This window comes from Mycetocola sp. Y442, from assembly GCF_056898615.1.
In genome coordinates, this window is the sequence record NZ_JBXHBV010000001.1 from 392,773 (window position 1) to 405,517 (window position 12,745).

Annotated in this window: 14 protein-coding genes; 3 read left to right on the forward strand and 11 right to left on the reverse strand. The window is 65.0% G+C overall.

Translation table 11 applies throughout. The features are described 5' to 3' along the window. Positions 1 to 12: 12 nt before the first annotated feature. From AC1X6S_RS01875 to AC1X6S_RS01900, 6 genes are read right to left on the reverse strand one after another with little or no spacing between them, the layout of a single operon-like run. Positions 13 to 876 carry a prenyltransferase gene (locus tag AC1X6S_RS01875; RefSeq protein ID WP_483404132.1) on the reverse strand — a complete coding sequence of 288 codons (864 nt, stop codon included), beginning with the start codon at positions 874 to 876 and terminating at the stop codon, positions 13 to 15. Continuing rightward, the gene (locus AC1X6S_RS01880; protein WP_483404133.1) at positions 873 to 1,199 is read right to left on the reverse strand and encodes a lycopene cyclase domain-containing protein; all 327 of its coding nucleotides are present in this window, start codon (positions 1,197 to 1,199) and stop codon (positions 873 to 875) included. Before AC1X6S_RS01880 ends, AC1X6S_RS01875 begins: the two co-directional genes overlap by 4 nt. Further along, complete coding sequence (locus tag AC1X6S_RS01885; RefSeq protein WP_483404134.1) at positions 1,196 to 1,531, reverse strand: lycopene cyclase domain-containing protein; 336 nt, start codon at positions 1,529 to 1,531, stop codon at positions 1,196 to 1,198. Before AC1X6S_RS01885 ends, AC1X6S_RS01880 begins: the two co-directional genes overlap by 4 nt. Next, positions 1,531 to 3,138 carry a phytoene desaturase family protein gene (gene crtI, locus AC1X6S_RS01890; RefSeq protein ID WP_483404135.1) on the reverse strand — a complete coding sequence of 536 codons (1,608 nt, stop codon included), beginning with the start codon at positions 3,136 to 3,138 and terminating at the stop codon, positions 1,531 to 1,533. The genes AC1X6S_RS01885 and crtI overlap by 1 nt, the downstream gene beginning before the upstream one ends. Continuing rightward, positions 3,135 to 4,034, reverse strand: coding sequence for a phytoene/squalene synthase family protein (locus AC1X6S_RS01895; RefSeq protein WP_483404136.1), 900 nt, complete (start codon positions 4,032 to 4,034; stop codon positions 3,135 to 3,137). Before AC1X6S_RS01895 ends, crtI begins: the two co-directional genes overlap by 4 nt. Next, a complete protein-coding gene (locus AC1X6S_RS01900; RefSeq protein ID WP_483404137.1) occupies positions 4,031 to 5,137 on the reverse strand; it encodes a polyprenyl synthetase family protein in 1,107 nt (368 codons plus the stop codon). Before AC1X6S_RS01900 ends, AC1X6S_RS01895 begins: the two co-directional genes overlap by 4 nt. 75 nt (positions 5,138 to 5,212) lie before the next feature. Between AC1X6S_RS01900 and idi the strand changes: the two genes are divergently transcribed. Next, positions 5,213 to 5,779, forward strand: coding sequence for an isopentenyl-diphosphate Delta-isomerase (idi, locus tag AC1X6S_RS01905; protein WP_483404138.1), 567 nt, complete (start codon positions 5,213 to 5,215; stop codon positions 5,777 to 5,779). Between the two features lie 27 nt (positions 5,780 to 5,806). Here idi and AC1X6S_RS01910 read toward each other — a convergent pair whose 3' ends face one another. Together AC1X6S_RS01910 and AC1X6S_RS01915 are read right to left on the reverse strand one after the other, a co-directional pair. Then, entirely contained in the window at positions 5,807 to 6,784 is a 978-nt protein-coding gene (locus AC1X6S_RS01910) for a DNA topoisomerase IB (RefSeq protein ID WP_483404139.1), read from the reverse strand. Continuing rightward, complete coding sequence (locus tag AC1X6S_RS01915) at positions 6,781 to 7,668, reverse strand: SDR family oxidoreductase (protein ID WP_483404140.1); 888 nt, start codon at positions 7,666 to 7,668, stop codon at positions 6,781 to 6,783. The genes AC1X6S_RS01910 and AC1X6S_RS01915 overlap by 4 nt, the downstream gene beginning before the upstream one ends. Before the next feature lie 231 nt (positions 7,669 to 7,899). Between AC1X6S_RS01915 and AC1X6S_RS01920 the strand changes: the two genes are divergently transcribed. Beyond that, the gene (locus AC1X6S_RS01920) at positions 7,900 to 9,399 is read left to right on the forward strand and encodes an FAD-dependent oxidoreductase (RefSeq protein ID WP_483404141.1); all 1,500 of its coding nucleotides are present in this window, start codon (positions 7,900 to 7,902) and stop codon (positions 9,397 to 9,399) included. A 34-nt stretch (positions 9,400 to 9,433) separates the two neighbouring features. On the opposite strand, the gene ku is transcribed toward AC1X6S_RS01920, so the two are convergent. Together ku and AC1X6S_RS01930 are read right to left on the reverse strand one after the other, a co-directional pair. Continuing rightward, on the reverse strand, positions 9,434 to 10,270 hold the full coding sequence (ku, locus tag AC1X6S_RS01925) for a non-homologous end joining protein Ku (RefSeq protein WP_483404142.1): 837 nt from the start codon (positions 10,268 to 10,270) through the stop codon (positions 9,434 to 9,436). A gap of 70 nt (positions 10,271 to 10,340) precedes the next feature. After that, positions 10,341 to 10,868, reverse strand: a complete 528-nt coding sequence (locus AC1X6S_RS01930; protein ID WP_483404143.1) for a DUF6328 family protein — start codon at positions 10,866 to 10,868, stop codon at positions 10,341 to 10,343. Positions 10,869 to 10,971: 103 nt separating this feature from the next. Between AC1X6S_RS01930 and AC1X6S_RS01935 the strand changes: the two genes are divergently transcribed. Next, positions 10,972 to 11,148: a hypothetical protein gene (locus AC1X6S_RS01935; protein WP_483404144.1), complete on the forward strand. Its 177-nt coding sequence runs from the start codon at positions 10,972 to 10,974 to the stop codon at positions 11,146 to 11,148. A 116-nt stretch (positions 11,149 to 11,264) separates the two neighbouring features. On the opposite strand, the gene pyk is transcribed toward AC1X6S_RS01935, so the two are convergent. After that, positions 11,265 to 12,704 (reverse strand): pyruvate kinase, encoded by a 1,440-nt coding sequence (gene pyk / locus AC1X6S_RS01940; protein WP_483404145.1) that lies wholly within the window; start codon positions 12,702 to 12,704, stop codon positions 11,265 to 11,267. Positions 12,705 to 12,745 lie beyond the last annotated feature (41 nt).

Below are 12,745 nucleotides of genomic sequence, written 5' to 3' on the forward strand. Positions count from 1 at the left end.
CAACCAACGGTGTCAGCCGAGCGCAACCCAGATCAACAGCATCGTCACGCAGAAACCCGAGACAAAGTTGAGGGCAAGAAAGTGTTTCCAGCCGCGGTTCGCGGACTCGGCGGTAGCGTCGGTGATGTTCCAGTACGGGAGGGCGTTGACGATGTACGGCAGGGCCAGAACTCCCGCGAGCGGTCCCGGCCACGGTGTCGCGAGAAGAAGAAGCCCGGCGAGCAGGTATGCGAGAACCGAGAACCGCACTGTCGCTCGCGCGCCGATCTCGGTCGCTATCGAACGGATGCCGCCCTCACGGTCAGCGAGGACGTCCTGCACAGCACCGAATGCGTGACTTCCGATCCCCCAGAGGAAGAACCCGGCGAGAAGGGCGATGAGCCCTACGTCGGCGAATGACGCTCCCGCGAGGGTGAGCCCGAAGACCGCAGGGCTGACGAAGTGGGTGGACGATGTCAGGGAGTCGAGGAAGGGGACCTCTTTGAACCGGAGTCGCGGTGCACTGTATGCGATCACGGCGAAGATGCTCACCGCGAGGACCAGGGTGGACACCGCGGATCCGACGGCGACAAGGTAGACCAGAAAAGGCAGGTTGGTGATCAGGACCGCGATGAGGATCGGCCGGTGGAGGGACCGGTCGAGCACAGCCCCCTCGACGCCGCCCTTCCGCGGGTTCCGCAGGTCGGATTCGTAGTCGAACACGTCGTTGATGCCGTACATGGCGAGGTTGTACGGCACGAGGAAGTACACGGTGCCGATCCAGAACGTGAGGTCGAGTTCGCGAGTCGACATGAAATAGGCGGCAGCGAACGGGAAGGCCGTGTTGACCCAGCTCAGCGGTCGCGATGACAACAGAATCGCTCCGAGGGTTTTCATCGCCCGGCCTCCGGCTTCCTGCCTGGGAGCAGCAGCCACAGCCCCGGAAGCAGCACGGCTGCCGCTATCGCGTAAGCGAAGTCTTCGAGCGGTGCGCGTCCGAGGAAGGCGCCGCTGATGACATCCGGGTTATATCCGAACAGGCCGATGGCGATCATGATGTTGTCGAAGACCGCGGTCAGGATCAGCACGACGACCAGTGTGACAGCCATCCGGGCGAACGGACGGGAGCCGGGCTTTCGACGTGCTGTGCGCGTGGCAGCGAGGGCACCGATCGCGAGCGCCGGCACGAGGAACACGAGATTGAGCAGCCAGTAGGTCACGAACGTCCCTCCCGGCGTGCCGTGCGATTGAGCAGCAGGGCAGCGCCGCCGAAGAGGTTCATGGCGAGATAGCAGAGCAGGGCGAGGAAAAAGACCTCTTCGAGCGGGAGCTCTGGTGCGAGCAGGATGCCGGTCATGAAGTCCGTCTCCCCGCGGTAGAAGATCGACAGCCCGATGCCCGCGAGATCCCAGGTGAGGAAAAAGGCGAGGCCGAGGACGAGCACGATGCTCGCGCGCCGGGCGTCAGCCCAGAAGAACAGGGTGAACCGCCGGTCGAGCAGGGCCATGCAACCGAGTGAGACGAGAAGCGCGCCGAGGTAGAGGAACGCCATCAGCGTCGAGCACCGGCGTCACGAACGCGGCGCACCGCTGCTGATCGCGTGAGCGGTGTCGGCATTGCCTCGGTGCTCGTATCGCCGCGGAGGCGTTTGATCACGAGCTCGGCGCTGATCAGGCACATCGGCAGGCCGATGCCAGGGATGCTCGAGCCACCCGCGTAGAGCAGGCCGTCGACTTTCCTGCTGACGTTGCCCGCGCGGAAGAACGCGCTCTGGGTCAGGATGTGGGCTGGACCAAGCGCCGTCCCCTTCCAGGCGTTGAGATCCGACGCGAAGTCTGCGGGGCCGGTGACCTCGCGGACGAGAACACGGTCGGCCAGATCGGGTATACCCGCCCACCCAGCCACCTGCGCAATCGCGTCGTCGGCGATCCGTTGCACAGTGGCATCCGCTCGCCCGCCGATCGCCGGATCGGCGGGTACCGGCACGAGGATGAAGAGGTTCTCGGTGCCATCCGGCGCGACCGACGGGTCTGACGCGCTCGGCTTGCAGACATACAGGGAGGCCGGCGACGGAACACTCGTCGGTTCGGCGAAGATCTGCGAGAAGTTGTGTTTCCAGTCGCTCGTGAAGAACAGGCTGTGGTGTTCGAGCTCAGGGAGGGACCCGCTCACGCCGAGGGACACCAGCACAGCGCTCGGCCCCGCGGTCTTCTTCTCCCAGTAGCTCTCGGGGTAGGTCTGCAGCGGCTCGGGCAACAGGCGGGTCTCGCTGTGGTGCAGGTCGGCCGTCGAGACGACGAGGTCCGCGGCGAGGGAGTGGGATTCGCCGGCACTGTCGGTCCACGTGACTCCCCTGACGGCCGGTTTCCTGCCGGATGCCGCCCTGCGCGTGTCGATGGACGTCACCGTCGCGTCGGTCCGAATGTCGACCCCCTCGCTTCGGGCAAGGGCAGCGATCGTGTCGATCACCGTGGCGAAGCCGCCGCGCGGGTAGTACACACCGTCGTCGAGGTCGAGGTGGCTCATCAGGTGGTACATGCTCGGCGTCGAGAACGGGCTCGACCCGAGGAAGACCGCCGGGTAGCCGAGGATCTGGCGCAGCCTGTCATCGCGGAAGTACCTGGAGGTGAACGTGTCGAGGGACTCGGTGAGCAAACGGACGAGTAGCCGGGTCCGGCGGAGGACGTCACGCCTGAACAGCGGGAGGAAGGACTCGAAGGTCGAGTAGAGGAAACGCTTCTTCGCCATCTCGTAGGTGAGCGCCGCGGAATCGAGATAACGCTCGAGCTCAGCACCTGCACCGCTCTCGATGCTCTCGAACAGTGCGATGTTCTCTTCCCTGGATGCTGCGACCGTGACCGGTTCGCTCCGGCCCTCGAAGAAGACACGGTAGCCGGGTTCGAGTCGCACGAGGTCCAGCTGCTCAGCGGCAGAGGTGCCGAGCAGCCGGTAGAAGTGGTCGAAGACCTCCGGCATGAGGTACCAGCTCGGCCCCGTATCGAAGCGGAAGCCGTCGCGTTCCTGGAGACCTGCTCTCCCGCCGACCTCACCGCGCTTTTCGAGGAGGGTCACCGCATAGCCGTCCCGCGCGAGAAGTGCTGACGTGGCCAGGCCGGAGATGCCGCCGCCGATGACGACGGCGTTCTTCACGCCGGTCACGGGAGCTTTCCAGCCGCGGCGGCAGCCGCGAGGCGCAGCTTGACCGAGGTGGGGACACGGACCCTGGTGTGGCTGAGCGCGCTCGCCGGGGTCTGGCGGATCCGCTCCGTGAGCTCACCGAAGAGCAATTGGGCGAGCGCGACGGCGCGCCTCGACGACGGCGGGAGTTCCCGCAGTGTCGCCGAGGCGATCGCGAGGTCCTCGTCGATGTCCGCGAGAAGCCGGCGCTTGTCGGCATCCCCGAACGAGGTGAGTTCGACACCGGGAAAGTAGCTGCGCCCGAGGCCGTCGAAGTCTGCGGAGAGGTCCCGCAGAAAGTTGACCTTCTGGAATGCGGCGCCGAGGTGGCGCGCTCCGTTGACGAGTCGCGCTTCCTGATCTTCGGGCACCGTGTGGCCGTGGAGAAAAGCGCGCAGGCACATCAGGCCAATGACCTCAGCAGAACCGTAGACGTATGTCTGGAAGGTTTCCGGGGTGTGGGTGGTCTCGGTGCAGTCGGCCCGCATGGACGCGAAGAACGGTGCGGTCAGGTCCCGCGGGATCCCGACGGTACGGGCGGTGAGGGCAAAGGCGTGGATTACGAGGTTTGTGCTGTAGCCGGTGGCAGTGGCCAGATCCGTTTCCGTTTCGAACGCGTCGAGCCTCGACGCCACTTCATCGGGGGCAAGCCCGGCGTCCCTGGCCACTCCGTCGACGATCTCGTCGGCCACGCGCACCAGGGCGTAGATGTTTCTCACGTGCACGCGGACATCGGGACCGAGCAGCCGGGATGCCATGCCGAACGACGTCGAATACCGTTCGATGACGCGAGCGGAGGTTTCGACGGCGACTTCGTCGTAGAGGGCGCCGCCGGTTGGAGACCCGGCGGGCCGGGAGCGCAGGGAGGGACGGTTCAACGGACACGCTCCAGAACTCTTCGGACGACGGGTTGAAGCTCGGTTCTCAATGCGACAGGAATCGCATCAGACGCGAGGTGCTCCCAGGCGCGGTTGGTGAAATCGGCTGCGAGGCTCTCGGCGAAGCTTTTGGACCCTGAGTCTACGAGGGCGTTGCGAATGTGAGTCGCTTCCTCTTCATCGAGATCTGATTTGCCAAAGAGCCCGGAGACGGGCTGCCACAGGTTGTGGGTGGATGCCCGTGCCGTGATCACGGTCCGTTTGCCTTCCCGCAGGTCCCCGAGCGTGCTTTTGCCCGTCACCTCTTCCCGACCGAAGACACCGAGAATGTCGTCGACGATCTGGTAGGCGATGCCGATGTTGCGCCCGAATGCGCCGAGCTGCTCGATGGTCTCGTCAAAGGCGCCAGCGAGCACAGCACCCGACTGGAGTGGCGCCTCGAACGAGTACACGGCGGTCTTCAGGCGTTCCATCTCCACGATCTCGTCGACGGTCGGTTGTTCGGGCAGCAGTGAGAAGTCAACGTCGGCGAGTTCACCCGCCGCGGATGCCGTAATCGCGTCGTCGAGGAGGTCGCGCAGTCTGAACCTGACATCGTCTGCTGCACCGGTCCGGTCGACGAGCCGATATGCGGCGGAGATCGCCAGATCGCCGGCAATGACCGCCGCCGACATGCCGCGGTGCTCCGCTGCGGGAAGCGGCACACCGGCCGTTGTGGCGATGTCGCGGTAACTGCCCGAGATGTTGGCGTGGCCCCGCCTGACAAAGTCCCTGTCGATGACGTCGTCGTGGATGATGAGCGCCGTGTGGAGCATCTCGTAGGCAGCAGCGAGCTGCGCGACGGCTTCGAGGTCGTTACCGCCGAGAGATGTGTAAGCCGCCATGACCATGCGCGGCCGGAATCGCTTGCCGCCCGTCGTGTTTCGTTCGATGACGTCCCAGAGTCGTTCGAACCGATGGCCGTGTTTTCCAGCCTGGCTCCGCGCGAGGCTGAAGTAGCGCTGAAGCGCGTCATCGACCTGCTGCGCCCCTCGCCAGGGCGCGTCGATGAGCTGGTGCTGGTCCATTCGTCCACGGTACTTGACGGTCTGAATGATCGTCACATACTTTCGGTTGATTTCGACCAGCCCCCCAAGTCCCGGCTTGGTCGACCGCTGGACGAGGCACAGAATGGAGACATGAGTACAACGGTTGAACAGGTTGTCCTGCTTGCTGACGACGGTTCAGTGGCCGGTGTCGCCGATAAGTCGACGGTGCACACCCGGGCGACACCGCTCCACCTCGCGTTCTCCTGTCATGTCTTCGACCCGGACGGGCGGATCCTGGTGACGCGGCGGGCGCTGACGAAGGTGGCCTGGCCGGGAGTGTGGACGAACTCGTTCTGTGGACACCCGGCACCGGGTGAAGATTTGGACCAGGCCGTGCACCGCCGCGCGAGCCACGAACTCGGCGTGGTTCTCGACTCCCTCGAACTGGTCCTGCCCGATTTTCGGTACCGTGCGGTCGACGCATCGGGCATCGTGGAGAACGAGGTGTGCCCCGTCTATCGCGCCATTGTCAGCGGTTCCGTGAACCCACGACCCGACGAGGTTGCTGAGTGGTTGTGGGTCGACCCGGCACACCTGACCACAGCCGTCACCGCGACGCCGTGGGCGTTCAGCCCGTGGCTCACCCTCCAGCTTCCCCTGCTGGCAGAAGCCGAGTCTGCCGCGGGAAGGGCGGACCTGGCCGCCGCCGGTTCCTGAGGGCATGATCTCCCTCAGCCGGGCCGCTTACAAACCGAGAATCAGACGTCGAAGCGCGGGTTCCGGCTGGCCAGTGCCGTCAAGCAACTCGCCGTTCCGATAGCGGTCGATCACGCGCGGATCGATATAGCTCGACCGCGCAACGGCGGGCGTGTTGCCGAGGGCATCCGCGGTCTCGGCGACGGCGGCTGTGATGATCTTCGCCTGCTGCCGAGCGGATGAGACCACGCCGAAATCGCGGAGAGAGCGCGCGGCGATAATGCTGCCGTGCAGCGTCCGGAAGTCCTTGGCGGTGAAGTCGCCGTTCGTCCGCAACCGGACGTAGTCGTTCATGTCCTGGGCGCTCAGCGGCCGCCAGTCCCTTCCGTTCTTCCACGCCAGGAGGCGCGCCTCACCGCCCCGGCGCTTGAGCGAACGAATCACTTTCGCCAGGTCGTCGTCGGTCGTATCGCTCGACCAGGCCTGACCGCTCTTGCCAGGAAACTCAAGAGAAACCGTTGGGCCAGAGACTGTCGCGTGTTCACACAACAGCGTTGTGAGGCCGTGGCTGCCGTGCTCGAGTGCGAATCGCTCGCTGCCCACCCGCAACCGGGCGGAATCGAGAAGCCTGAAGCCCGTCGCGAGCGCGCGGTCACGGGATCCGGTTGGACCCCTCAGGTCGCTTGTCACGCGCCTCCGGGCGGACGGGAGGGCGAGTGCCAGCTCGAGCGCCCTGTCGAACTTCTGCTTGTCCTGTTTCTGCCGCCATACCTCGTGATACAAATACTGGCGCCTGCCGGCCTGGTCGATGCCAACGGCCTGGATATGACCGTGCGCGTGCGGCGAAATCCACACGTCCGTCCACGCCGGCGGGATCACGAGCGCGGCGATCCGCTCGATGGTTTCCGGATCGTGAACCGGCCGACCGCCCTCATCGATGTACCGGAAGCCCGACCTCGTCCGTCGGCGTCCGAGACCGGGGCCCGAGGTTTGGCTCCGGCGAAGGCGCGGTGCCCTGACGCTCAAAGTCCCTTGCCACCGGTGACGGGCAGCACCGCGCCTGACACGTATGAGGCGTCATCGGAGGCGAGGTAAACGTAGGCCCCCGCGAGTTCGGCGGGCTGGCCCGCGCGACCGAGCGGGGTGTCGGCGCCGAAGCTCTCCACCTTGTCCGGCCATGACGTCGCGGGAATAAGTGGGGTCCAGATCGGACCAGGGGCAACAGCGTTGACCCGCACGCCCTTGTCGCCGAGCTGCTGCGCAAGGGCCTTCGTAAACGCGACCTGCGCGGCCTTGGTCATCGCGTAATCGATGAGTTCCGGTGACGGGTCGAATGCCTGGATCGACGATGTGGTGATGATCGAAGACCCCGGCTTCAGGTGAGGGATCGCGGCGCGCGCCGTCCACATCACGGCGTAGAGGTTCGTCTTGAACACCCGGTCGAACTCCTCGGTCGGCAGGTTTTCGAGCCCCTCACGGTTTTCCTGGTACGCAGCGTTGAGCACGAGGATGTCGAGGCGCGCGAGCTCCGCGAGAGTCAACTCCACCATTTCGGTGCAGTACTGTTCGTCACGGGCATCGCCGGGCAGCAGGAGCGCTCGACGGCCGGCCTTCTCGACCCACTCCGCGGTGTCCTCAGCGTCATCCTGTTCTTCCGGGAGGTAGGAGATGGCGACATCGGCGCCCTCGCGAGCGAAAGCTATCGCGACGGCTCGTCCGATACCGGAGTCACCTCCGGTAATGAGGGCGACGCGACCGGTCAGCTTTCCCGAACCTATGTAGGTGTCTTCCCCGTGGTCAGGCGTCGGGTCGGTCTTGGAGAGGAGGCCTGGCTGGTCCTGTTCCTGTCGGGGGAAACCCCCGACGTGGTACTTGTTCCTGGGGTCCGGTGTTGTCGCGTCTGCGGCCATGGCTGACTCTCCTGAATATGTCGTTGGGTCTGTCGGTATTCGGCGAGCCCGTCCGGCGCCTTTCGTTGATGGGCCACCGGGCGAGAACTGGCACACACAATACGCGCGGCGCAATTACAGGCTCAAGGGGTGGCGAAACCGTCTCTGCCCCGCTACGGTCGGGACGTGCCGCCCCTGACGACTTGCGGGCCACGGCGCACCACGCCCGCGGCTCGAACGAGGAGAACGACGATGCCCAGATCCACGCTGCCCCAGGGACCGTCGCTGTGGCTTGACCGGCAGGACAGCATCGACACCGATCTCTGGCGCGACGGCCTCGAGGCTGACGTCGTCGTGGTTGGGGCCGGGCTCTCCGGCCTTGCTACAGCGCTCGCGGTCGCGGAGCAGGGGCAATCAGTGATCGTGCTCGAGGCACGGTACGTCGGTGCTGTATCGACGGGAAACACCACGGGAAAGGTGTCGTTGCTCCAGGGCTCCCACCTCTCGAGCCTCGACCGGTCACTTCCGCGTGAGCTGCTCGACGCCTATCTCGCCGCGAACCGTGCCGGGCAGGACTGGATCAGGCGCTTCGCCGACGTGGAGGGCGTGCGACTGGAGTTCAGGGATGCCGTGACCTACGCGTCGACAGACAAGGGCGCACCGACGATCGAAGCCGAGTTGGACACAGCGTCGTCACTCGGTCTTGATGTGACGGCGCTCTCGGCACTCGAACTACCGATCGACATCACCGCGGCGGTGAGTCTTGGTGGACAGTTCCAGCTCGACGCCGTCGAACTTCTCGCCGCCCTCGCCGGGGCGGTCCGGAGGAATGGCGGGATTGTGATCGAGGGAGTCCGTGCCCTCGATGTCGACTCGGGCGGCCCATGCGTCGTCGCGACGGACCGCGGGGAGGTTCGGGGCAACCGCGTTGTCCTGGCGACCGGCATGCCCTTCCTCAAGCGTGGAGCTCAGTTCGCCACCATTCAGGCGCACAGGTCATATGCCCTCGCGTATCGGTGGGACCAGCCGCAACTGGGGGGAATGTACCTGTCCGTCGACGAGCCCGCCCGATCCATCCGGGACTGGACTCGCCCGGACGGCCGGTACCTCATCGTCGGGGGTAACGACCACAGGGTGGGTACAGGCCAACCGACGACAGCACGGGTCGACGACCTCGCCGGGTGGACGACGGAGACCTTCGGCGGGTTGACCGAGACCCACTCCTGGTCCGCCCAGGACTATCGGGTGTCGGACGGGCTGCCGCATTTCGGACCGATCAGTCCAGGCGAGGACCGGGTCTTCGTCGCCACCGGTTACAACAAGTGGGGAATGGCCAACGGCGCCGCTGCGGGAATTTCCCTCGCTGCGCAGTTCGCCGGCACCTCCCCCGACTGGGCCACCGCGCTTCGCGGCCGGGTACCGACCTCGAGTGCGATCCGTACCACTCTCGCTGCCGGTGCCACGGTTGCCGCGGATCTCGCAAAGGGCTGGGTAGGCGCGGAACTGTCGGGCCTTCCTGAAGGCGGGCCGGTCGAAGGCGAAGGCATTGTCGTGCGCGACGGCGTCAAACCCGTCGCGGTCTGCCGGGTCGACGGCGTCGTCTCGCGAACCTCGGCGGTGTGTCCTCACCTGGGCGGAATCGTGGCCTGGAATGACGTCGAGAGATCATGGGACTGCCCGCTGCACGGCTCGCGGTTCACCGCGACAGGTGAGGTGCTCGAGGGCCCTTCGGTCACCGGGCTCACGAACTGATTTCGCGGGCTGACGCGGCAGCGCCAGCCGGCCGCTAGGCGGGCTTCTTCTTCGCAGCCTTAGCCGGCGTTTTCTTCTTCTTGGCATCGCGGGACTTCTCCACGCTGCGGCGGAGGGCTTCCATCAGGTCGATGACCTCACCCGACTCCTCTTCCTTCTCGCTCTCGCCGAAGGTGGCATCCGTATCGAGCGCCTCGCCCTGTTCGAGCTTGGCGTCGATGAGCGTTCGCAGTTCTCCCTGGTATTCGTCGGTGAACTGATCGGGTGTGAAGTCGTCGGAAAAACTGTCGACGAGCGCGCTCGAGAGTTCGAGCTCCTTCGCAGAGATGCGCACGCGCTCCTTCAGGCTGTCGAAATCCGCCGCGCGGATCTCGTCTCCCCAGAGCAACGTCTGGACGACGAGGACCCCATCGCGGGCACGGAGAGCAGCAAGCCGGGTCTTCTGCCGTAGGGCGAACCGGACGATTGCCGTTCGGTCGGTCGACTCGAGCGTCTTCCTGAGCAGAACGTACGCCTTCGACGACGTCGAGTCAGGCTCGAGGTAGTAGCTGCGGTCGAACATCATGGGATCCACCTGCTCGGTGGGCACGAACTCGACGACCTCGATCTCGCGGCTCTTCTCCTGCGGCAACGACGCCAGGTCCTCGGCGGTGAGGACGACGGTGCGTTCCCCGTCGTCGTACGCCTTGTCGATGTTCTCGTACTTGACGATCTTGCCGCAGACCTCACACCGGCGCTGGTAGCGGATTCGACCGCCGTCCTTGTCGTGGACCTGGTGCAGGGGGATGTCGTGGTCTTCGGTGGCGCTGTAGACCTTCACCGGCACGTTGACGAGGCCAAAGGTGATGGCACCCTTCCAGATTGCTCTCATGCTTTCAGTGAACACCGTTTCCTGGCCGTTCGCCAGCGCTTGACACCGCCGTGGCGGGTACGGCTGCGGTTCAGCTCGCCGGATCGGTGTCCCCGTCTGGCGTCGACACGTGCCTCACGACGAGCGGAAGGATGAGTCCGAAGACGATGAGGATCACGGCGAGGATGCCGGCCGCGACCAGGCCGGCGGTTCGGCCGACGACGAAGTCGAAGATCAGCATGGCGGTGCCGATGGTGGCAACCGAGACGCCGAAGATCACGGCGCGGACCATGGCGTGCCCGATCGAGACCGTGAAGCTCTTGAGCCTCTGCCGGAAGAGTACCCGGTGCAGGCTCACCGGAAGGAGGCACAGCACGGTGGTGAGGATCGATGCGGAGACCAGTGCCAGGTAGAGGGTGCGCTGGAACACGTCGAGTTCGGTGAACCGCGGTTGAAAGGCGATCGCCAACAGGAACGCGGTCAGGATCTGAGTGCCCGCCTGGAGGACCCTGAGCTCCTGGAGCAGGTCTATCCAGTTGCGGTCAGAGCGCTCCTCGTCACTTTCGTCGCGCCCGTTTCCGATGGCATCCCGTCGGTCTTCGCTGTGTGCATCAGTCATCGCCGTTGATTCCTTTCGTCGGGCTCTTGTTCCGACGTTGCACCAAGCCTAGGGTTTGACTCAAGCGGCGGTTTGACCGCCAACCACACGGAAGGAACGGCCCATGGCGAACCTGACAGACGACGACGGTGACATCATCGTTCCGGATGACGAAGAACTCGCCGTGCTCCCTGACGAGGATGATGACCCGTTCGAGGAGTTCGATGGACTCGACGAGGAGCGCCCCATCGATGACACCGACCCGGATCTGGACGGTGTAGTGCGGCCAGAGGACCTGTAGGGCCGAGCGCTCGACCACTGACGGAATACCACCGACGGAATAGCAACGACGAAACACAAACGACGAAACGCGGACCCGACAGGGTCCGCGTTTCGCGTGTGCAACAGGGTGCGTGGCTACTGGTACGCGGGAACGACTCCGTGGTGGGCGTCGCCCACCTTGTGGACCCGGAGGTCGTTCGTCGATCCGGGGATTCCGGGAGGGGAACCTGAGATGACGACGACCTTGTCACCGACCTTGGCCTTGTTGAGACCGAGGAGGATGTCGTCGACCTGGCTGAACATGGCATCCGTGTGGGTCACGCGGTCGACCAGGAATGCTTCAACACCCCAGTTCAGCTGCATGCGTCGGCGGATGCCTTCATCCGGCGTCATTCCGAGCACGGGGATCTGTGTGCGAAGGCGTGACATCCGGCGTACCGAGTCCCCCGACTCCGTGAACACGCAGAGGAACTTGGCCTCAACGAAGTCAGCAACCTCGCTCGCGGCGAGGGTGATGGCCCCACCCTGCGTGCGCGGCTTGGTGCCGAGCGGAGCGATGCGCTCGAGTCCGTGTTCCTCGGTGGACTCGATGATGCGGGCCATTGTCTGAACCGTGATCACCGGGTACTGCCCGACGCTCGTCTCACCACTGAGCATGACGGCATCCGCACCGTCGAGAACAGCGTTCGCGACGTCCGAGGTCTCCGCGCGGGTCGGAATCGGGCTTGAAATCATCGACTCGAGCATCTGCGTCGCGACGATGACCGGCTTGGCCATCCGGCGGCACAGTTCAACGGCGCGCTTCTGCACGATCGGAACCGCTTCGAGGGGAAGCTCGACACCGAGGTCGCCTCGCGCGACCATGATGCCGTCGAAGGCTTCGATGATCTCCTCGAGGTGATCAACGGCCTGCGGCTTCTCGATCTTGGCGATGACGGGGAGGCGCTTTCCCTCCTCGTCCATGATTTCGTGGACGCGTGTGATGTCTTCCGCATTGCGCACGAAGGAGAGGGCAATGAAGTCGGCGCCGAGCTTGAGACCCCAGCGGAGGTCGGCCTCGTCCTTCTCGCTCAGGGCGGGGACGTTGACGGCCACTCCCGGGAGGTTGATGCCCTTGTTGTTGGAGACAGCGCCGGCGACGATGACCTCCGTCGTGACGACAACGCCGTCGGTTTCGAGGACCTTCACCTTGACCTTGCCGTCATCGATGAGGAGGAAGTCGCCCGGCTTCACGTCGTCGGGCAGGCCCTTGAACGTTGTTCCGCACAGCTCCTTGGTTCCGAGTACGTCCTCGGTGGTGATCTTGAAGATGTCGCCCTTGGCCAGGTTGTACGGTCCGCCCTCGAACTTGCCGAGCCGGATCTTCGGCCCCTGCAGGTCGACAAGCACGGCCACGGGCTGGCCCGCGTCCGCTGCGGCCCTGCGCACGTTCGCGTAAACACCCTCGTGGACGTCGTAGGTGCCGTGGCTGAGGTTCATCCTCGCAACGTTGACACCTGCGTCGATGATTGCCCGAATATCCTCATAGCTGGCGGTTGCCGGCCCGAGGGTAGCGACGATTTTAGCTCGTCTCATACTTGTCGTTCTCCGTGCTTCTGCGCATGCGCGCTCTTGCG

Bases quoted from the DNA above. Each gene is read 5' to 3' on its own strand.
- AC1X6S_RS01875 (WP_483404132.1), bottom strand. From the start codon at position 876: ATGAAAACCCTCGGAGCGATTCTGTTGTCATCGCGACCGCTGAGCTGG.
- AC1X6S_RS01885 (WP_483404134.1), bottom strand. From the start codon at position 1,531: ATGGCGTTCCTCTACCTCGGCGCGCTTCTCGTCTCACTCGGTTGCATG.
- idi (WP_483404138.1), top strand. From the start codon at position 5,213: ATGAGTACAACGGTTGAACAGGTTGTCCTGCTTGCTGACGACGGTTCA.
- AC1X6S_RS01915 (WP_483404140.1), bottom strand. From the start codon at position 7,668: ATGGCCGCAGACGCGACAACACCGGACCCCAGGAACAAGTACCACGTC.
- AC1X6S_RS01920 (WP_483404141.1), top strand. From the start codon at position 7,900: ATGCCCAGATCCACGCTGCCCCAGGGACCGTCGCTGTGGCTTGACCGG.
- ku (WP_483404142.1), bottom strand. From the start codon at position 10,270: ATGAGAGCAATCTGGAAGGGTGCCATCACCTTTGGCCTCGTCAACGTG.
- AC1X6S_RS01930 (WP_483404143.1), bottom strand. From the start codon at position 10,868: ATGACTGATGCACACAGCGAAGACCGACGGGATGCCATCGGAAACGGG.
- AC1X6S_RS01935 (WP_483404144.1), top strand. From the start codon at position 10,972: ATGGCGAACCTGACAGACGACGACGGTGACATCATCGTTCCGGATGAC.
- pyk (WP_483404145.1), bottom strand. From the start codon at position 12,704: ATGAGACGAGCTAAAATCGTCGCTACCCTCGGGCCGGCAACCGCCAGC.